We start from the raw sequence: 17,663 nt of genomic DNA on the forward strand, positions 1-17,663 counted from the left end.
ACGCGCCGCTGTTGGCGGCTATGCCCGGCGCGTTTCGCATATCGGATTACGGGCAGCGCGGCCGTCTTTGATACCGTCGGTCATGAATTGGATGCACCGACCGACGAGCCCCACCATGACTGCGCAAGCACTGCCCGACACCATGCACGCGATGCGGCTGACCGGCCACGGCGGCGTGGACAAGCTCGTCTACCAGGACGATGTGCGCACCCCCACACCCGGGGCCGGCGAAGTAGTGGTCCGTGTGACCGCCACGGCCAAGAACAATACCGACCGCAAGGCCCGTGAAGGCCTCTACCCGACGCGTGAAGCCGGCGACGTGACCTCGTTCGCGATCGGCGGCACGCCCACGCTGACGTTCCCGCGTATCCAGGGCGCGGATATCGTCGGCCGGGTGGCAGCGGTCGGCGACGGCATCGATGCCTCGCGCATCGGCGACCGGGGCCTGCTGGACTTCAATATCTACGGCGATACCGCCGACGGCCCTCGGCGCGACATCAACCTCACCCCCGACTACTACGGCCACGGTGCCGACGGCGGCTATGCCGAGTATGTGGCCGTGCCCGCCGACCAGTTCCATGCCATCGACAACGATCTGAGCGATGCCGAACTGGCCAGCCTGGGCATGTGCTCCTACCAGACCGGCTACCACATGCTCACGGCGGCGAATATCGTCGCCGGCGAGCGCGTGCTGGTCACCGGCGCCAGCGGCGGCGTGGGCACGGCACTCATCCAGCTGTGCCGGGTGATCGGCGCCATTCCCTACGCGCTGAGCACGCCCGACAAGGCCGACGCGCTGCGAGCACTGGGCGCCGAAGCGGTGTTCGATCGTGCCGATATGGAGAACTTCACCCAGACGGTTCGTGAGGCCACCGGCGACGAGCCCATCGATGCGGTCATGGATCTGGTGGGCGGCGACATGACGCATCGCTTCATCGATACGATGATCTTCGACATGGGCCGGCGCAGGACCTATCCGCGTCTGAGCATCGCCGGTGCGAGCGGCGGCAATGTCAGCGAGGTGCTTTGGACGCGTATCTATCTCTATCAGGTGCAGATTTTCGGTGTCTCCCACGGTACCCGCGATGAGGCCGAACAGCTCATGCGCTGGATTCGCGGCGGTGAGCTCCAGCCGGTGCTGCATGCCGCGTTCAAGCTCTCGGAACTGCATGAAGCCGAGCGCTATTTCGTGGATCGGTCGAGCAATTACCTGGGCAAGATCGTGATCGTACCCGACAGCCAGTGGGACCAGCACGGCGCCCGCTACGCGCTGAGCGCCTGAACACGCCGAATTCGCAGCAGCATTTTGCAAGAGACCGTGGCATGAGCGCAGAACTGACGTTTCAGATCATCGATACCCATGCCGGCGGCGACGTCAGCCGCATCGTCGTGGGCGGCATCACCCGCCTGCCCGGCGCGACGGTACGCCAGCAGATGGAATACCTGCGCGACCATGCCGACGGCCTGCGCACCGTCCTGCTCGAAGAGCCCTACGGCATCCCGGAGATGTCGGTGGACCTGATCGTGCCGCCGTCCAATCCCGAGGCGCAGGCCGGCTATATCATCATGGAAGTGATGGGTTACCCCATCTACTCCGGCTCCAACACCATCTGTACGGCCACTGCCCTGCTCGACAACCACATGATCCCCAAGCGCGAAGGCCGCCAGCAGTTCGTGCTGGAATCGCCCGCCGGGCGCGTGGCGATCGAAGCACGGGTCGAGAACGGCGTAGTCGAGGCCATCACCTGCGAAGGCCTGCCCAGCTATATCGATACCCATCGCGCCACGATTCACGTGCCGCTGATTGGTGAGGTGACCTACAGCATTGCCTATAGCGGCGGCTTCTATGCGCTGGTGGACGCCGCCGAGCTGGGCTTTTCGCTGACCCGCGACGAGGAGTCGCGGCTGGCCCACTGTGCCCAGGCGATCGTCGAGGCGATTCTGCAAGAACGCGGCTTTTCCCATTACGAGCTCGGCGATGTCGGGCCGCTGCCGTTTCTGCACTTCATGGGCGAGGTCGAACAGACCGGAGCCGGCCACTATCGCTCGCGCTCGGCCACCTATGTACACCCCGGCGTGATCTGTCGCAGCACCACGGGCACCGGCACCTCCGCGCGCATGGCGTTGATGCACTACGAAGGCCGCATGCAGCCGGGCGATACCCTGGAAACGGTGTCGCTGCGCGGATCGAGCTTTCTGGGCACGTTCACGCGCGTCGCCCGGGCCGGCGGCTACGACGTGGTGGAAAACACCATCACCGGCAAGGCCTACGTCATCGCCCGCTCGCAGATCGTTGTGAACCCGGACGACGAACTGGTCGACAGTTCCCAGCTGCGCGGCATCCTGACCTGCACACAATCTCGGGACTAAGTTTTGCGTGTTCGCTCGTCGCGCGGGCGCGTCGTTCTTGGATGTCTTCATTCCGCCCGTGAACGCAACAGGCGGAAGTTGGTGGATCGGTTTCGCGACGTCGTACAACGACCGCGTTGGTGGCCGACCTGACCGAGCCACGCACGGCCAATGCAAGGCCGCTCATGACGCTTGCGAAAGGACGCTACGGCGCAACGGCTTCGAAATGGCGGGCGATCGCGCCCGGCGTGGTCAGCCAGACATCGTCGCGCGCGGCCGCGACATGGGCCAGCGCTTGGCGTAAGACGCGCAGGCGAAACGGCTGGCCGACGATATAGGGGTGCAGCGCGATGCCCATGACCAGGGGCTGGTTTCGCGCCTGCTCGCGCATCTCGTCGAACTGGTCGACGATACGGGCAGCGAACTCGCGATAGTCGATATGGTGGGCCACGATCGACGGGATGTCGTTGATCTCCTGCGGGTAAGGCACCGATAGAATGCGTCCGCCGTCGCGGGTGGCCATCCAGGTGGGCTGATCGTCGTGGCACCAGTCCAGGTGATAGCCAAAGCCGGCTTCGGCCAGCAGATCCGGGGTGATCTCGCTTTGCGCGATCCACGGGCCGAGCCAGCCGGCAGGCGTTTCGTCGAACGTTTGGCTTAGACGAAAGCGTGATTCGGCAATCAATGCAGCCTCGCCGGCTTCGTCGAATTCGTTCTGGGATTCGCTGTTGGTACGCCCGTGGGCGATCAGCTCGGTATGCAGGCGTTCTCGATAGGCGATGACCAGTTCGGGGCAGTAGTCGGCGATCGTGCTGTTCACGATCAACCCCACCGGCAGATCAAGTGCTTCGAACATCTCCAGCATGCGCCAGGCCCCCACGCGGTTGCCGTAGTCACGCCAGGCATAGTTGAGCACATCGGGTTCGCGCCGCCCGCTCGCAAGCGCGGCGCCGTGGCCCTGGCCGAAATCGAAGTGTTCAAGATTCAGCCCGATATACACCGCCAGCCGCCGGCCTTCGGGCCAGTCGAAATCGGGGCGGTCGACGATGGCGCTGTAACGATAGCGCCCGTGGCTTCGAGTCGTTCGTGGCATGGCAATACAGGCAGGAATGGCTGCTCAAGTGTAATTGCGGGATGCATACGTCGGCCATCTGCGCTAGCGTCGAAGGTGGGGGGCAAGCGATGCATTCTGGACACACGAAGCGACCCAGGTTTCTGATCGGCGTACTGCTGGTACTACTCGCGGGCGCGCTCGCGGCCGCCGAGCCGCCGCCGGTCACGCTGGCCGAACGCTACGACGGCCAGACCGATCTGGCCGACTACTGGGTAAGCGAAAAATACGACGGCGTACGCGGCTACTGGACCGGCACGTCATTGATCACCCGCGGCGGCACGCCGATCGACCCGCCGGCCTGGTTCACCGCCGGCTGGCCCGATACGCCCATGGACGGCGAGCTGTGGATAGACTACGGCGAATTCGCCCGCGTTTCCGGCATCCTGCGAACGCACGACGCCCAGGATAGCGACTGGCGCCAGATCAGCTATCGCGTGTTTGACCTGCCCGCGCACGGCGGCGATTTCGATAAGCGCGTGCCGGCCATTCGCGAAACCGTCGCTGCAATCAACCAGCCCTGGGTGGTGGCGATTCGTCAGTTCAAGGTCGAGGATACGGCCGCGCTCGATGCAGCACTCGACGCGGTGCTCGCCCGCGGCGGCGAAGGCCTCATTCTGCACCGCGGGGACGCGCCCTATCGTTCCGGGCGCAGCGACGACCTGCTCAAGCTCAAGCCCTACGACGACGCCGAAGCCATCGTCACCGCCATCAACCCCGGCCAGGGCCGGCTCGAGGGGCTGATGGGCTCGCTCGACGTGCGTACACCCGACGGCCGCGAATTCGCCATCGGCAGCGGCTTTACCGACGCGGAGCGTGCCGAGCCACCGCCGGTCGGCAGCTGGATTACCTACCGATACAACGGCGAAACCGCGACCGGCCTGCCGCGGTTTGCCCGTTTTCTCCGGCGACGACCCGACGGGCCACCGCCCGAACCGCAATCAAGCCCTGGCTCAAGCGAATAGCCACCGCGAAGTGCCGACCACCGCAACCGTGGCCAGCATCAGCGCCGTGGGGTAGAAACAGGCAGTGAAACCCAGCGAGCGCGCCGGCGCGCCGCGTTCGTAGCCGGTGAAAAACAGAATACGGCCGAGCACGAACGCGATGGCCGCGAGCACCACGGACGACAGTGTGTCGATAGGCATGAGCAGCGCCCAGGCAAAATACGCGACCACGGCCAGCATCACCTGCTCGTGCGTGTTCTGGGCCAGCGCGCGCAACAACTGCACGCGCGACGAGCCCTCGGTGAGACCGGCGCCGTCGATATCTGCCGCATGAAAGAAGCGATGCTTTGCGATGCGCCCAATCGCGACCATAAGGCAGAGTGCCGGCAATAAGGACGCACCGCTGGCAATCGACAACCGCGTGGCCAGGTCGTTGTCGAACGGGCCGAATACATCGACGAACGCGCCGCCCCACACCACGACAGCCGCCACGATGGCACCTGCGGCCATGCCGCGAAGCACGCCGCGCTGATGGGCCGATAAGTGCCGCATAGAAGCGCCGGACGCGTATTAGATTTTGACGTCGAATCCCTCGAACTGGGGCGGGCCGAGATAGATATCGCGGCGTGCGCCCGCATTCGCATGGGCCTTGCGAAAGGCCTCGCTCTGGGTCCAGGCCTCGAAGGCCGCGCGCGATTCCCACTCCGAGTGCGAAGCAAACAGGGTGTACTCGTCGTTGGTCGCGCCCTGCAACATATTGAACTGCTTGAAGCCAGGTACGCCCTCCAGATGACTGTCGCGCTCACGCCAGATCGCGAGAAACTCTTCTTCGCAGCCGGGCTTGATCTTGAAACGGTTCATGGCGATGAACATGGCCTGCTCCCATCTATGAAAAACCGTTGCGAGTATACGCATCGCCCGGCGGCCCATGACACGACGATCATTGCGCAATACAGCTACAATGGCGCGCTTTGTGAACGGGCCTCGCCGTCGCGCCTGCCCTACCAGGAGCCGTTTTGCTGATTCGTATTCTCGAAATCACGGTGCCGGTGTTCGGCATCATCGCCCTGGCCTATGCCTACGGTCGCCGGCGCCCGACCGATCTACGCGACGCGAACCGGCTCAACATCAACATCTTCACCCCGGCGCTGATCTTTCATGCCCTGACCGAGCGCTCACAGGGCGGGGACCACTTCATCAGTGCCGCGATCGGCGCCACGGTCATCGTACTCGGCTCGGGCCTGCTGGCCTGGGCCTGGGTACGATTCACGAAACGTGACCCGGCGGTCTATATCGGCCCGACAATGTTCAACAACTGCGGCAACCTGGGCCTGCCGCTGGCCATTCTCGCCTTCGGCGAAGACGCCCTGCCGTTGGCCGTGGTGCTGCTGGTCACCGAAAACCTGCTGCAATTCACCGTTGGCCTGTGGCTGCTGGGCGACTCGATTCATATCAAGCGTCTGGCGACCAACCCGATGCTGGTGGCCACCTTTGCCGGCGTGCTCGGCATGGTCATGGACTGGCATGCCCCCGCGATGATCGAGCCCGGTATTCGCATGCTCGGCGAGATATCCATCCCGCTCATGCTTGTCGCGCTGGGCGTGCGCCTGGCCGACGGCGCGCCGGGCCAGTGGTCTGCCGGCTTCTGGGGTGGGCTGGCCTGCCCGCTCACCGGCCTGATCGTGGCCGTGCCCTGGGTATTGATCACCCAGCCCGCCCCGCCGCTGGCCGCCCTGCTGATCGTATTCGGCGCCCTGCCGCCGGCCGTGCTCAACTACATGCTCGCCGAACAGTTCGAGATCGCCCCGCAACAGGTCGCCGCAATCGTGGCCGTTGGTCATGTAATCGCGCTGGCGGTCATACCGATTGCGCTTTATTGCGTGCTATAGCGCCTGGATTGCGATCGCTTGCCCGGTTACGCTTCATGCTGGAAAAGACGTCAGCGAAGCCGCGAGGGTAATTTGCTCGGATTCGCCTTGCCGTGCGTACACGCGAGTATCGTAATTCGGCTTTCTTGCACCTGATACCAAACCAGAAACGGAAATCGGCGCAGCACTGCTCGCCGTATACGGCGGTATTTCTGCGGGTCCATTAGGGCGTCGAATTCAGCGTTGAACTCGGCTGCCAAGCCGGCCTGCTGCTGTTCGTACCACTGCTGCGCTTCAACCACATCGCGTCGACGCTAGACGTTGTAGATCAAGGCAGCTGGCGTTTGAGGCGCTCGCGAACGTCGGACCACGGACTTTCGTCAACCGGATCAGCTTCAGCATCGGCGATACGCGCGTCCAGTAACGACTGCTCGGCAGCTGTTACAGGCACCTCTTCCGTACCAATCGTTTCCCACACCGCCTCAATGAACTCCAATCGTTCAGCAAGCGAGAGTTCTTTGACCTTGGATATTAGGTTCGTATCGATCATGGGTAGCGAATAGCGTAATCAACGCATCCGCAATACGCCCACAACGGACTGCCCGATTCAAACCGGCGGCAGCGCACGATTCATGTGGCCATTACCGATCGGCACGGGGTCGAACGCCAGCGCGTTCACGCCCTCGATACAGGCAATATTCAGCCCATACTCCGACGGGTTGCTACGTCGTTTGTGGTGGGTATACACGCCGCACAGGCTGCAGAAGAAATGTTCGGCCACCCGCGTGCCCCAGCGATAGACCGAAAGTACGTCTTCGCCTTTGACGACGGTGACATGGGTCGTGGGCACGCTGGCCATCACATACCCTTTTCGGCTGCAAAGCGAGCAATCACATCGTCTGAGATTCTCGAGGCCGTTATCGAATTCAATCGTCAGCTCGACCGCGCCGCAATGGCAGGCGGCCTTTCGAAATTCCGTCATGACGTTTCCTCACGGGCACTAACCTTCAACCGCGTCAAGATAGCGCATGTGTACCCGCACGCCGCAGCTCGGCTGCGACCGGGCGCTGTCATACCTGAACAACTGACATAAAAAAACCGACCGATCACACGACCGGCCGGCTTTTTTGACGTGGGCTGTGAGTTAACCGATCAGTTCTGTTCGCTCAGGAACGGATAGTCGGTATAGCCCTTTTCGTCGCCGCCGTAGTAGGTGGCTTCGTCCGGCTTGTTGAGTTCGGCCCCTACTCGGAAGCGTTCGACCAGGTCCGGGTTGGCGATATAGGGACGACCGAAGGCCGCACCGTCGCCGAGACCCTTCTCGATAAGCGCCTCGGTGCTTTCGGCGGTGTAGTGGCCGCAGAAGATCAAGGCGCCGTCGGCGAAGCGTTCACGCATGGCCTGGCGGAACTCGTCGGTGAGCTTGATATCGCCGCCGGCCCAGTCGGGCTCGTTGATATGCAGATAGGCCAGACCGCGCTTGTTGAGCTGTTCGGCCATGTAGAAGGCCATCGCCTTGGGCTCGTCGTCGGTGAGCCCGAAGATTTCGATGAACGGCGACAGGCGAATACCCACGCGATCGGCGCCCATCACTTCGACGACGGCATCGACGACTTCGAGCGGCAGACGGGCCCGGTTTTCGATCGAGCCACCGTAAGCGTCGGTACGCTTGTTGGAGCCGGTGGCCATGAACTGCTGGAGCAGATAGGCGTTGGCGGCATGCACTTCGACCATATCGAAGCCGGCCCGCTTGGCCCGGATGGCGGCCTGGCGATATTCCTCGACCACTTCGGGGATTTCCTTGGTTTCCAGCGCGCGCGGCGTGGAGGAATCCTGCAGGCCTTCGCTGCCGTCCTCGAACTGGACATAGGACTGGGCGCCTTCGCCACGAATGGCGCTCGGCGCGACCGGCTTGCGCCCGTCCGGATGCACCATTTCATGGCCCACGCGCCCGACGTGCCACAGCTGCAGGCACATGCGACCGCCAGCGTCATGCACGGCGTCCACCACGCCTTTCCAGCCGGCTTCCTGTTCGTCGGTGAAGATGCTCGGCGTGAATACATAGCCGCGCGCGGACTCCGAGATGTTGGTCGCCTCGGAGATGATCATGCCCGCACCGGCGCGCTGGGAATAATAGGTGCGCTGCATTTCGCCCGGCACCTGATCGCGACAGCGCGCGCGAGTCAGCGGCGCCATGATCACGCGGTTGGGCAACTGGAGGGCGCCGAAATCGATCGGCGAGAGAAGTTTGTCGACAGCCATTGGATTTCCTTGATCGAAAGATCGTGTGATAGCCAAGGAATTGGTGGTCGCGAATGACAAATCAAGTCGGTCGTGCACAACGCTTTCTTGCGCCGAACGCAAAGCCGGGCACAAAAAAGGCCCTGCCGCAGCGCGACAGGGCCTGAACTCGCCTGGCTGCGCTTATTCGGCCTTAACCGTCAGCGTGCCCTTCATGCCGGCCTGGAAGTGGCCCGGGAAGGTGCAGATATAGGTGTAGTCGCCCGGCTCTTCCGGCGCGGTGAACGTCACCGTATCGGATTCGCCGCCGCCGACGAGGCCGGTATGGGCGACGATCTGGTCGCTCATTTCTTCCGGCACATAATCGTTGGCCTTGGCGCTCATCGCGGCTTCGTCGACCTTGGCCGCATCGGCATCCGCCTTGAGCAGAATCCAGTTATGCGCCATCGCCGCAGCCGGCAGCTTGCTGTTGTTGACCAGCTTGACCGTGACTTCTTCACCCGGCTTGACGGTGATCGATTCCTGGCTGAAACGCAGGCTGTTGGTGCCTTCGATCTCGACCGTCTTGGCCTGGGCAGCAACCGCCAGGGTAGACAGCGCAGCGAACAGCGTGAACAGGATCGTCTTCTTCAACATGTCGTTTATCTCCATTGATTTTGTTTATGCACAATGCAAGCAATACCGGCGATACGCAAGCTGTGACGGGTTCGCCACGGCATCAGCAAAGGCCACCCTATCGCCGCCCCAATCGCAACAAAGTCTAGTGAAGGCGGCTGAATCGGGGCTGACGCATCGCCATTGACCGCGGCTAGAACACGATCACTTGGCGGATGGCCTCGCCGGCCGCCAGCCGTTCGAAGCCGGTATTGATTTCGTCGAGCGTGAGCCGGTGCGTAAGCAGCCGATCCACCGGCAGACGCCCGGCCTGGTAGAGCGCGATGTATTCGGGGATATCGAGCTTGGGCACATGGCCACCCAGATACGAGCCCATGAGGGTGCGCTCCTGGGCCACGAGCTGCGTCGGGGACACCGGCAGGCGCACGTCCGGATGCGGCAGGCCGGCGGTGACCGTCTTGCCGCCCTTGCCGGTCGCGGCGAAAGCGAACTCCAGGGCTGGCTGTACGCCGGCGAATTCCGCGGCCACGTCCACTCCGCCGTTCGTCCATTCCTTGATCTTGTCGAGGGCGTCCTCGTCCTTGGTATTGACCGTGGCGGTGGCGCCCAGCTCGCGCGCACGCTCGAGCTTGTCGTCGTCGATATCGGCGGCGATCACCTGCGCGGCGCCGCCGGCAATGGCACCCAGCACCGCGGAAAGCCCCACACCGCCCAGGCCGACGACCAGCACCGTCTGGCCCAGCCTTAGGCCGGCGGTATGGACCATGGCGCCCACGCCGGTCAGCACGGCACAGCCGAAGATAGCGGCGATCTCGAAGTCGAGGTTCTTATCGATCTTGACCAACGATTCGGTGCGTACCACGGCATGTTCGGCAAAGCCGGACACACCCAGATGGTGATACACGTCGTTGCCCTGCTCCTTGATACGAATGCCGTCATCGAGGAGCGTGCCGGCATTGTTGGCCTGTGCGCCCGGCGTGCACAGCGCGGCGCGGCCGTCGGCACAGTAGTCGCAGTGGCCGCAGCTGGGCACGAAGGAACACACGATATGATCGCCGACCTCGAAGCCCTTGACGTTCGGGCCGACTTCGATGATTTCGCCGGCCGCTTCATGACCCAGCACCATGGGCGTGGGCCGGGGACGGTTGCCGTCGATGGTGGATAGATCGGAATGACACAGCCCGGCCGCATGAACCTTGATGAGCACTTCGCCCGCCTGCGGCGCATCGAGCTCGAAGGTCTCGATCTTGAGCGGCTGGGAATCACTGTAGGGGCGTTGCGCGGACATTTCGCGCAATACGGCAGCTCGGGTCTGCATAAGAACTCCTGGTCCTGGGAATAAGACGGCGCCGGCGGCAGCCTGTGCCCAAATCTATCATTTGAAATGACGTTTCGGGGGTATGGATTTTACCGACGGGCTTCGAGTGCGGGCAGCAGTCGTGCAAGACTATGCGCATCACGACATCACCCGACGATCGCTGCGCTTTGCGTGTGCAGCGTTTCGCAAAGGCTTTGACATGACCCCCAGCACCGAAACCTACCCCATTGATATTGCCGGCCTGCACCGCGAACTGCCCCTGTTCGAAGTGGCCGCGGGTACCCGTATCGCGGTGCTCAACGTACTCGGCGATACCGAGCTGGTGGAGACCGCCAGCCGGGCGCTGGCGGCAAAGCTCGAAGCCGTGGACTACAGCGTGCTGGTCACCGCCGAGGCGAAGTCGATCCCGCTGGTGCATGCGCTGTCGGTCGCCACGGGCAAGCCCTATATCGTGCTGCGCAAGAACTACAAGCCGTATATGGGCGACGCGCTCAAGGCCGAGACGCTGTCGATCACCACCGGTCAGCCACAGACGCTGTTCCTCGACGCCAAGGATCGTGCGCTGGTCGACAGTGCCAATATCGTGCTGCTCGACGACGTGATCAGCTCGGGCTCCACCCTCCAGGCCATGCGCGCGATCATGGATCGCGCGGGCGCGCACGTGGCCGCCGAAACCGCGATCCTCACCGAAGGCGAGCGCGAAAACTGGCACCACATCATTTCGCTGGGCCATTTGCCGGTTTTCACCGACGAGACAGCCCGCTAGGCTGCGAACACGGCGGTGGCGATGCCAAAACCGTAGAGCACGATCAACGCCGCACTTTCGAAACCGATATTCCCCACCCCGTTCTTCTCGCGCCGGATCAACCCCAGCAGCAGAACGCCCGTCATCAGAATCGACAGGCCCATCCAGAGCAGGGTCTGCTCGGGAATCGCGTGGTAGATCGAGCCATCCCGATAGGCCAGATCGGCGGCGCCGGCAAACAGGCAGTCGAAGGCATTGCCGCCGATGATGCCGCCCACCGCCAGCTGTAGCGCGCCCCGGCGTACTGCGGCGACCGAGGTCACCAGCTCCGGCAACGAGGTGCAGATGGCGGTGAGTATCACCCCCACCGCGGTCGCTCCGAGCCCGGTTTGGGCGCCGATACGGCTGGCCACGATCTCCAGCACGAAACCACTCACACCGAGCAGCGCCGCGAGTGCCAGAAAGCTCAGCCAGAGCGAGGCCAGCGGGCGCGCCAGCGCTTCGTCGTCGGGTTCGTCATCGCGGGTTTCGCCGGTTTCGCGCGGGGCCCACATGCGCAGCTGCTGGGCGTCGTTGACCACGCGCAGACCAAAGCCATAGCCGGCAAACAGCACCAGCGTAGCCGGGTGAATGCCGGCCACGGTATAGGCCGGCGTATAGGGCGCGACCAACAGCAGGGCCAGCAGGCAGATCAGCAGCGCGCTCTGGGCAAGATTGGCGGTCGAGGCCGCCGCATGTTCGAGATTGGCGCGCTGGTAGACGGCATCGGCGATGGCCAGGAACACCGTCTGTACCGCGATACCGCCCAGCGCATTGCTCATCGCCAGCTCGGGCTCGCCCTTGAGCGCCGCGGTGACCGATACGACGATGCCGGATAACGACGTGGCCGCCCCCAGCAGGACCGCGCCGGCGATCGCTTCGCCCAAGCCCGTGCGATCGGCCAGATCGTCGGCGATATGGGTCAGGCGGGTGCCGACCACGGCGATCACCGCCGCGATCAGCGCAAAGACCCCCAGGCTGGCTTCGAGGCCCAGCGTCGACAGCCAGCTCACTTGCTCACGCTTCGCCGTTTGAAGGGTTTGTCGCTGTCCTTGCCGTTACGCATCACGCTGATGCGTTGGTTGGCGCGGCCGATCAGCCGGCGTTGCCAGCGCCGCTCGGCGGCGGTGACCGACGACTCGCTGGCATCCCAGGATTCCTGCAGCAAGAACTTGCTCGCCGCGACCGCATCGGGCGAATAGGCGCTCATCTCCAGCGCGATATCACGCGCGGCCTCGGCGGGGTTGTCGTCGAGATGGGTGACAAGGCCGAGTTCGTGCGCTTCGCGCGCGCTGATGATCTTGGCGCTCATGACCAGTTGCTTGGCTACGTCGATACGCACCAGCTCGCGAAGCAGGGCCACGCCGCCCATATCCGGCACCAGGCCCCATTTGGTCTCCATGACCGACAGGCGGGCGTCGGGCGCGGCCACGCGCACATCCGCCCCCAGCGCGAGCTGTATGCCCGCACCGAAGCAGTTGCCATGAATAGCGGCCACCACCGGCACGCCGATATCCCGCCAGGCCAGGCTCCAGCGCTGAAAGCGATTGGCGTAGGGCAGCCACAGCTGAGCCATCAGGGGCGCGACCGCCAACGGCCCGTTCATCACCGACCCGAAATCCAACCCGGCACAGAAAGACGGCCCGTTGCCCTGGATGACGATCGCGCGCACGTCGCGATCCTTGGCCAGCGTGCTCGCGGTGTCGTTGACCGCATCCAGCATGGCCATGTTCATGCCGTTGTGCTTGCGCGGGCGATTCAGACAGACCCGTGCCAGCCTGCCCTCGTGTTCGACGACAACGGTTTCGTCCGATTCGCTCATGCGCATTCTCCGGCGTAAAAGCACACACTCTGCAGGGTTTTACCGCAATCGACCAGCGCGCGCCGGCCCCACGACGTGCCGGTTTCGTCAACCGGACAAGCAACACGGCAAGCGCAACAAAAAGGCGGCCCCTGAAAGAGGCCGCCCTGATCGCCGTTCAAGCGGGGCCGTTCAGCCTTTCAGATGCTTTTCGAAAAAGGCCATGCTGCGCTCCCACGCCTTTTTGCTCGCTTCGGGATCGTAGTAGTCCCAGTCTTCGTTGCCGAAAGCGTGCGGCGCATCGTAGCGATAGGCTTCATAGGGGACGTTCGCCGCCTTGAGCTTCTGTTCGAACGCGTCGGCCTGGTCGATGGGGAAGAACGTGTCCTGCTCGGCGAAATGACACTGCAGCGGGATGGCGATCGAGCTTGGGTCCCCGGCCTCTTCCGGCGGAATGCCATACCAGGACACGGCCGCGCCGGTTTCGTCGTTGTGCATGGCCGAAAGCACGGCCAGAACGCCGCCCATGCAAAAACCAATCACGCCGACCTTGTCGCTATCGGCCTTGAGATACTGCAGCGCGCCGCGAATATCCTGGGTGGCCGCATCGCCGAAGTCGAGCTCGTTCATCTTGTGCTCGGCTTCCTTTTCATCCAGCGCTTTGTCGCCGTGGTACAGGTCCGGCACCAGCACGCGATAGCCGGCTTCGGTCCACTGCTGGCCCACACGCTTGATCTGGTCGTTGAGGCCCCACCATTCCTGGATGACGACGATGCCGGGCGCGTTCGCGCTCGCCGGTTCGGCATAAAAGCCGCTGGCCGTACCGCCGTCAGGGCGCTTGTATTCGATCTGTTGAGACATGAGTACGTTACTCGATGAGGATACGTACCCGCATGCTACCGCGCCCGACCGCCGTTTTTAAACGCGGCCATGCCGGGCACGCGCCGCGGAGCGCGCGATCATCGCGCTGCCTGTTGACGAACGCCGGTGAGCGCCGCGAACTGGGTATCGTTGAGCATGGCATCCAGCGGCAGCCAGGCCTGGCTGTCCGGGCGGCGGGCACGCAGCGCCGGGTCGGCCAGCGACACTTTCTCGCCGGTTTTTTCTTCGATCATGCGTTCGATGGTCGCGGCATCCATCTCGCCGTTTTTGAGCTTGACCAGTTCCGCCTCGTCCAGGTCCAGCGTGGTGTTGCTGGCACTGCCCGGCAGGTAGATGGCACCCGTCGCGAAATCCACCGCAAAGGCAATCACGCCCGGCACGATGAAAAACAGCAGGCCGATACCATCGAGCACCGCCACGGCCGGATCGATACGGCCATCGACCTGGCCCTTGCGTTCGGGGTAGAGGATCACGCCGCAGGCGGTCGTGCCAACGAGCGTGACTGCCATCGCGGCGGCGATACCGAGACGGCGGGCATTTCTAAGATCGGCCATAGCATGTTCTCCTCAGTGGACCGGGTGGGCTCGACCTCCAAGGTCGTCCACGATTTCGCAATTATTAACCCAGTATAAAAATACACAATTTTCCGGGCTGATAACGCGTGTATGCGAATGCCCGCACGCGCCGCGGCCGTGAAGCCATTGGAGCAAACGACGGCCAGGCGCCGGCGTTTCAGTCGATGGCATTGAAAACAGCTGACACGGGCAGCCGTCTTGTTGCCGAATCAATAATAAATAACCCTACACCTACTCAGGATTGCCGCCCGCGGCCGATGCAGTAGAGACGGGCCCGCGAGTCGACCTACCCAAGATCATGGCAGCATTCCATCTGGCGGCAACACCGTGCACCGACACGTTCACCCGCCCGCCGCCGGCCCGTCGAGCGGATAGCGGTTTTACGCTCGTCGAGCTTATGATCGTGGTCGCGATCATCGGTGTTCTGGCCGCGATCGCGACGCCCGTTTATATCGACTACGTTGCCCGCGCACGTGTCAGTGAAGGACTGGCATTGGCAGCGCCGGTGAAAACGGCCGTCGGCGAGTACTACAGCGTCAACGGCGAGCTACCCACGGTGGCCAACAACAACTGGACCGACGTGCTCGCCGCGCTGAACCTGCCTAACAGCTCCGATACCGGCGCGGCCTCGGGTAACAACGTCAAACGGATCTGGTGGCATAACAGCGCCGATGATCCGTCGATCCGGATCCGCTACAGCGGCTTGCCGATCGAAGACGACCTGCTCTATCTGGAAGCGGATTTCAACAACGGCTCGATCAGCTGGAACTGTGTGGCGCCCGCTAGCGGCGGTGTGCCCGATCGTTATCTGCCGGCAAGCTGTCGCTGAGCCGAGCACGCGGCTTGCTTCATTCGCCCTGCTTGAAGCGCCGTAGCTCGCGACGCTGTTTCTTGTCCGGCCTGAGCGACGGTCGCGGCATGGTCATGCGCGCGGCGCGTCGTTCGCCGGCCTGGGCCTCACGATGCTCGCGACTGGCCGGCGTTTCCTCATACAGCTGCACGGCCTGGGCGGCCGGGCCGCGCTGCTCGGACAGCGCGCGCACATCCACCTCGAACGCCGTCTCGCCCTTGGTGATTTCCAGGCGATCGTCGATCTTGACCCCGGTGCTGGCCTTGGCCCGATTGCCGTTGACGTGCACCTTGCCGCCCTTGACCGCCTTGGCGGCCATGGAACGGGTCTTGAAGAACCGGGCCGCCCAGAGCCATTTATCGACCCGGACGGGGTTATTGTGCGCGGATTGCGTCATCCGCAGACTGTGACATCAAATTCACGGCTGGCAAACCATCGCGTGTTCGACCGATTTCGTCTGATCTACCGACTTCGCGCCACGCCCGAGGGCGTCGAGGTCGTAGCCGGCCGTGTGCCACCACGCTTTCTTGCCGCGGTCCGCGATGTGGTGCGCCTGCACGGCATCGACCGGGGAGAAATCGAATGCAAGGGTGCCGGGCGCAAGGCACGCCTGCGCTTTTCCAGCGATTTTCCGAGCAAGGGGCGCCAGGCCATACGCAACGTATGGTCGCCGCCGACCACGCCTGGCCCCGGCGGCGGTCGTCGCGCAAGCGGCTAGAACCGTCTCGCGCTTTAGACCAAGGTCTGACACGCCGATACCGAATGCCGTATGTTTACGCCCGGTGTCTTTTCGGCAGGAACAATCGCATGATCACGGTTCACCATCTCGAGGACTCGCGCTCGCAGCGGGTGCTCTGGCTACTCGAAGAGCTGGAACTGCCCTACGAGGTTCGACACTACAAGCGCGATCCCAGGACCATGCTGGCACCGGCCGAACTCAGGAAAGTGCACCCACTGGGCAAATCGCCGCTGATCACCGACGATGACCGTACCGTGGCCGAAACCGGCCTGATTATCGATTACATCGTCGAAACCCACGGCAACGGCCGGCTGGCCCCGCCGCGCGGCAGCGACCAACGCATGAATTATGACTACTGGCTGCATTACGCCGAAGGATCGGCCATGCCGCCGCTATTGCTACATCTGGTGTTCGATACCGTCGAGAAGCGGGCGCCGTTTCTCATAAGGCCCATCGCCAAGGCGATTTCGATGAACGTAAAGAAACAGTTCATCTGGCCACAGCTCAACCTTCATATGGACTATATCGAGCACAAGCTACGCCAGAAGGAATGGTTCGTGGATCACCATTTCACGGCCGCCGATATCATGATGAGCTTTCCCCTGGAGGCCGCTTGCGCACGCGTAGATCTCCAGGCCCGCTGTCCGAATATCACCGCCTTCCTCAAACGCATTCACGAGCGCCCGGCCTATCAGCGAGCGCTCGAAGCCGGCGGGCCCTACGCCTACGCCTGATGCGACAAGGCCCGCGCGTCGGCGGGCCTTGTCGATCTCTTTGGGCGTTGCCGTATCAGCTACCGCCGTCGGTCGTAGCCGTACTGGCGTCGACCGTAACCTCATCTCGAATACGATCGACCGTCGCGCTGCCGATACCGCTGACACGGGTCAGATCGTCCACGGATTCGAAGTCGCCGTGTGCCTCGCGCTCTTCGATGATCGCAGCCGATTTGGCTTCACCGATATACGGCAGTTCGCTCAGCGCTTCGGCATCCGCGGTATTGACGTTGACAGCCGCCATGGCGACAGCGCTCATCACCAAAGCACAGACGAGAACCAGAACCTGTAACAAATTCTTCATTTTAAAAACCCCAATTTTCAAAAGAAGCTTTAACCTAGCGAGGCTGGTTCGAGGACGCAAATTGAACCTTTGTTACACCTGGAACAGCTTTTCATTGAACGAAGCATCAATTATTTAGCGCGATTTTCAATTCAATATCGAAACAGCGTTCCGAAGCGACAACTTGTCACCGCGCATCGTTGGCGGTTTCAGGCCGCGGCGACGTCCCGAGCGGGCAATGTCTTGAGGGTATCCCGGCGCAGGGGCATATAACCCGGCTCGGCGCAGGCCAACAGCCTGGATTGCGGCGGGATTTCGAAGGTGCGTTCGTCAGGGCTTCGTACACGCGCCGAACCGGTACGGACTATCAGCACCATGCGAATGAGGCACCTACGACGGTGCTTCGTGATCTGGTGGGATCGTGTTCGAGATCGCAAGCTCGCTTGCGATCAGCCTTCAGCTGCAGCCGATCGCGTCTGGCGCGTCTTATTCTACCCTGGCTTTGCGCGTGCTGCCCCGATGTCCACTAT

General features: G+C 63.0%; 23 protein-coding genes. 8 read left to right on the plus strand and 15 right to left on the minus strand.

Annotated elements, in window-relative coordinates; all coding sequences use genetic code 11:
* Window positions 1-115: 115 nt before the first annotated feature.
* Together C84B14_RS05840 and C84B14_RS05845 are read left to right on the plus strand one after the other, a co-directional pair.
* Window positions 116-1,282, plus strand: a complete 1,167-nt coding sequence (locus C84B14_RS05840; RefSeq protein WP_353222533.1) for an alcohol dehydrogenase catalytic domain-containing protein — start codon at window positions 116-118, stop codon at window positions 1,280-1,282.
* A gap of 41 nt (window positions 1,283-1,323) precedes the next feature.
* Entirely contained in the window at window positions 1,324-2,370 is a 1,047-nt protein-coding gene (locus tag C84B14_RS05845; protein ID WP_353222535.1) for a proline racemase family protein, read from the plus strand.
* 184 nt (window positions 2,371-2,554) lie between these two features.
* On the opposite strand, the gene C84B14_RS05850 is transcribed toward C84B14_RS05845, so the two are convergent.
* A complete protein-coding gene (locus C84B14_RS05850) occupies window positions 2,555-3,442 on the minus strand; it encodes a polysaccharide deacetylase family protein (RefSeq protein WP_353222537.1) in 888 nt (295 codons plus the stop codon).
* Between the two features lie 89 nt (window positions 3,443-3,531).
* Here C84B14_RS05850 and C84B14_RS05855 point away from each other — a divergent pair, with 89 nt between their 5' ends.
* Window positions 3,532-4,425 (plus strand): DNA ligase, encoded by an 894-nt coding sequence (locus tag C84B14_RS05855; RefSeq protein ID WP_353222539.1) that lies wholly within the window; start codon window positions 3,532-3,534, stop codon window positions 4,423-4,425.
* On the opposite strand, the gene C84B14_RS05860 is transcribed toward C84B14_RS05855, so the two are convergent.
* Together C84B14_RS05860 and hmuQ are read right to left on the minus strand one after the other, a co-directional pair.
* Window positions 4,414-4,956 carry an MAPEG family protein gene (locus tag C84B14_RS05860; RefSeq protein WP_348765141.1) on the minus strand — a complete coding sequence of 181 codons (543 nt, stop codon included), beginning with the start codon at window positions 4,954-4,956 and terminating at the stop codon, window positions 4,414-4,416. The genes C84B14_RS05855 and C84B14_RS05860 overlap by 12 nt on opposite strands.
* 18 nt (window positions 4,957-4,974) lie before the next feature.
* Complete coding sequence (gene hmuQ / locus C84B14_RS05865; protein WP_353222541.1) at window positions 4,975-5,277, minus strand: heme-degrading protein HmuQ; 303 nt, start codon at window positions 5,275-5,277, stop codon at window positions 4,975-4,977.
* Window positions 5,278-5,420: 143 nt separating this feature from the next.
* Here hmuQ and C84B14_RS05870 point away from each other — a divergent pair, with 143 nt between their 5' ends.
* Window positions 5,421-6,293 (plus strand): AEC family transporter, encoded by an 873-nt coding sequence (locus tag C84B14_RS05870; protein WP_353222543.1) that lies wholly within the window; start codon window positions 5,421-5,423, stop codon window positions 6,291-6,293.
* Between the two features lie 50 nt (window positions 6,294-6,343).
* On the opposite strand, the gene C84B14_RS05875 is transcribed toward C84B14_RS05870, so the two are convergent.
* From C84B14_RS05875 to C84B14_RS05900, 6 genes are all read right to left on the minus strand, one after another.
* A complete protein-coding gene (locus C84B14_RS05875) occupies window positions 6,344-6,574 on the minus strand; it encodes a type II toxin-antitoxin system RelE/ParE family toxin (protein ID WP_353222544.1) in 231 nt (76 codons plus the stop codon).
* 26 nt (window positions 6,575-6,600) lie between these two features.
* Entirely contained in the window at window positions 6,601-6,822 is a 222-nt protein-coding gene (locus C84B14_RS05880) for an addiction module protein (protein ID WP_353222546.1), read from the minus strand.
* A 57-nt stretch (window positions 6,823-6,879) separates the two neighbouring features.
* Entirely contained in the window at window positions 6,880-7,254 is a 375-nt protein-coding gene (locus tag C84B14_RS05885; RefSeq protein ID WP_348765136.1) for a GFA family protein, read from the minus strand.
* A 170-nt stretch (window positions 7,255-7,424) separates the two neighbouring features.
* Entirely contained in the window at window positions 7,425-8,534 is a 1,110-nt protein-coding gene (locus C84B14_RS05890; RefSeq protein WP_353222547.1) for an alkene reductase, read from the minus strand.
* A 162-nt stretch (window positions 8,535-8,696) separates the two neighbouring features.
* Entirely contained in the window at window positions 8,697-9,149 is a 453-nt protein-coding gene (locus C84B14_RS05895; protein ID WP_348765134.1) for a plastocyanin/azurin family copper-binding protein, read from the minus strand.
* A gap of 172 nt (window positions 9,150-9,321) precedes the next feature.
* Entirely contained in the window at window positions 9,322-10,446 is a 1,125-nt protein-coding gene (locus C84B14_RS05900; protein ID WP_353222549.1) for a zinc-dependent alcohol dehydrogenase family protein, read from the minus strand.
* Window positions 10,447-10,645: 199 nt separating this feature from the next.
* On the opposite strand from C84B14_RS05900, the gene C84B14_RS05905 reads away from it, so the two are divergent.
* The gene (locus tag C84B14_RS05905) at window positions 10,646-11,212 is read left to right on the plus strand and encodes a type I phosphoribosyltransferase (RefSeq protein ID WP_348765132.1); all 567 of its coding nucleotides are present in this window, start codon (window positions 10,646-10,648) and stop codon (window positions 11,210-11,212) included.
* On the opposite strand, the gene C84B14_RS05910 is transcribed toward C84B14_RS05905, so the two are convergent.
* From C84B14_RS05910 to C84B14_RS05925, 4 genes are all read right to left on the minus strand, one after another.
* Window positions 11,209-12,243, minus strand: a complete 1,035-nt coding sequence (locus C84B14_RS05910; protein ID WP_353222551.1) for a sodium:calcium antiporter — start codon at window positions 12,241-12,243, stop codon at window positions 11,209-11,211. The two genes, C84B14_RS05905 and C84B14_RS05910, sit on opposite strands and share 4 nt — an antisense overlap.
* Window positions 12,240-13,052 (minus strand): crotonase/enoyl-CoA hydratase family protein, encoded by an 813-nt coding sequence (locus tag C84B14_RS05915; protein ID WP_353222553.1) that lies wholly within the window; start codon window positions 13,050-13,052, stop codon window positions 12,240-12,242. The genes C84B14_RS05910 and C84B14_RS05915 overlap by 4 nt, the downstream gene beginning before the upstream one ends.
* 171 nt (window positions 13,053-13,223) lie before the next feature.
* Complete coding sequence (locus C84B14_RS05920) at window positions 13,224-13,892, minus strand: dienelactone hydrolase family protein (RefSeq protein WP_353222555.1); 669 nt, start codon at window positions 13,890-13,892, stop codon at window positions 13,224-13,226.
* Between the two features lie 98 nt (window positions 13,893-13,990).
* Entirely contained in the window at window positions 13,991-14,467 is a 477-nt protein-coding gene (locus tag C84B14_RS05925; protein ID WP_353222557.1) for a hypothetical protein, read from the minus strand.
* A gap of 319 nt (window positions 14,468-14,786) precedes the next feature.
* Here C84B14_RS05925 and C84B14_RS05930 point away from each other — a divergent pair, with 319 nt between their 5' ends.
* Window positions 14,787-15,317 (plus strand): pilin, encoded by a 531-nt coding sequence (locus C84B14_RS05930; protein ID WP_353222559.1) that lies wholly within the window; start codon window positions 14,787-14,789, stop codon window positions 15,315-15,317.
* A 19-nt stretch (window positions 15,318-15,336) separates the two neighbouring features.
* On the opposite strand, the gene C84B14_RS05935 is transcribed toward C84B14_RS05930, so the two are convergent.
* Window positions 15,337-15,735 carry an RNA-binding S4 domain-containing protein gene (locus C84B14_RS05935; protein ID WP_348765126.1) on the minus strand — a complete coding sequence of 133 codons (399 nt, stop codon included), beginning with the start codon at window positions 15,733-15,735 and terminating at the stop codon, window positions 15,337-15,339.
* Window positions 15,736-15,777: 42 nt separating this feature from the next.
* Between C84B14_RS05935 and C84B14_RS05940 the strand changes: the two genes are divergently transcribed.
* Both C84B14_RS05940 and C84B14_RS05945 read left to right on the plus strand, forming a co-directional pair.
* Window positions 15,778-16,056 carry a DUF3634 family protein gene (locus C84B14_RS05940; RefSeq protein WP_353222561.1) on the plus strand — a complete coding sequence of 93 codons (279 nt, stop codon included), beginning with the start codon at window positions 15,778-15,780 and terminating at the stop codon, window positions 16,054-16,056.
* 89 nt (window positions 16,057-16,145) lie between these two features.
* A complete protein-coding gene (locus C84B14_RS05945; RefSeq protein WP_353222563.1) occupies window positions 16,146-16,811 on the plus strand; it encodes a glutathione S-transferase in 666 nt (221 codons plus the stop codon).
* Between the two features lie 55 nt (window positions 16,812-16,866).
* On the opposite strand, the gene C84B14_RS05950 is transcribed toward C84B14_RS05945, so the two are convergent.
* Window positions 16,867-17,154 (minus strand): ComEA family DNA-binding protein, encoded by a 288-nt coding sequence (locus C84B14_RS05950; protein WP_353222565.1) that lies wholly within the window; start codon window positions 17,152-17,154, stop codon window positions 16,867-16,869.
* Between the last annotated feature and the right edge of the window lie 509 nt (window positions 17,155-17,663).

Source organism: Salinisphaera sp. C84B14, from assembly GCF_040361435.1.
GTDB lineage: Bacteria > Pseudomonadota > Gammaproteobacteria > Nevskiales > Salinisphaeraceae > Salinisphaera.

Coding starts and splice junctions, on each gene's coding strand:
- C84B14_RS05890 (WP_353222547.1), bottom strand. CDS start 8,534: ATGGCTGTCGACAAACTTCTCTCGCCGATCGATTTCGGCGCCCTCCAG.
- C84B14_RS05925 (WP_353222557.1), bottom strand. CDS start 14,467: ATGGCCGATCTTAGAAATGCCCGCCGTCTCGGTATCGCCGCCGCGATG.
- C84B14_RS05850 (WP_353222537.1), bottom strand. CDS start 3,442: ATGCCACGAACGACTCGAAGCCACGGGCGCTATCGTTACAGCGCCATC.
- C84B14_RS05950 (WP_353222565.1), bottom strand. CDS start 17,154: ATGAAGAATTTGTTACAGGTTCTGGTTCTCGTCTGTGCTTTGGTGATG.
- C84B14_RS05915 (WP_353222553.1), bottom strand. CDS start 13,052: ATGAGCGAATCGGACGAAACCGTTGTCGTCGAACACGAGGGCAGGCTG.
- C84B14_RS05880 (WP_353222546.1), bottom strand. CDS start 6,822: ATGATCGATACGAACCTAATATCCAAGGTCAAAGAACTCTCGCTTGCT.
- C84B14_RS05855 (WP_353222539.1), top strand. CDS start 3,532: ATGCATTCTGGACACACGAAGCGACCCAGGTTTCTGATCGGCGTACTG.
- C84B14_RS05885 (WP_348765136.1), bottom strand. CDS start 7,254: ATGACGGAATTTCGAAAGGCCGCCTGCCATTGCGGCGCGGTCGAGCTG.
- C84B14_RS05905 (WP_348765132.1), top strand. CDS start 10,646: ATGACCCCCAGCACCGAAACCTACCCCATTGATATTGCCGGCCTGCAC.
- C84B14_RS05935 (WP_348765126.1), bottom strand. CDS start 15,735: ATGACGCAATCCGCGCACAATAACCCCGTCCGGGTCGATAAATGGCTC.
- C84B14_RS05895 (WP_348765134.1), bottom strand. CDS start 9,149: ATGTTGAAGAAGACGATCCTGTTCACGCTGTTCGCTGCGCTGTCTACC.
- C84B14_RS05920 (WP_353222555.1), bottom strand. CDS start 13,892: ATGTCTCAACAGATCGAATACAAGCGCCCTGACGGCGGTACGGCCAGC.
- hmuQ (WP_353222541.1), bottom strand. CDS start 5,277: ATGTTCATCGCCATGAACCGTTTCAAGATCAAGCCCGGCTGCGAAGAA.
- C84B14_RS05845 (WP_353222535.1), top strand. CDS start 1,324: ATGAGCGCAGAACTGACGTTTCAGATCATCGATACCCATGCCGGCGGC.
- C84B14_RS05930 (WP_353222559.1), top strand. CDS start 14,787: ATGGCAGCATTCCATCTGGCGGCAACACCGTGCACCGACACGTTCACC.
- C84B14_RS05860 (WP_348765141.1), bottom strand. CDS start 4,956: ATGCGGCACTTATCGGCCCATCAGCGCGGCGTGCTTCGCGGCATGGCC.
- C84B14_RS05840 (WP_353222533.1), top strand. CDS start 116: ATGACTGCGCAAGCACTGCCCGACACCATGCACGCGATGCGGCTGACC.
- C84B14_RS05945 (WP_353222563.1), top strand. CDS start 16,146: ATGATCACGGTTCACCATCTCGAGGACTCGCGCTCGCAGCGGGTGCTC.
- C84B14_RS05900 (WP_353222549.1), bottom strand. CDS start 10,446: ATGCAGACCCGAGCTGCCGTATTGCGCGAAATGTCCGCGCAACGCCCC.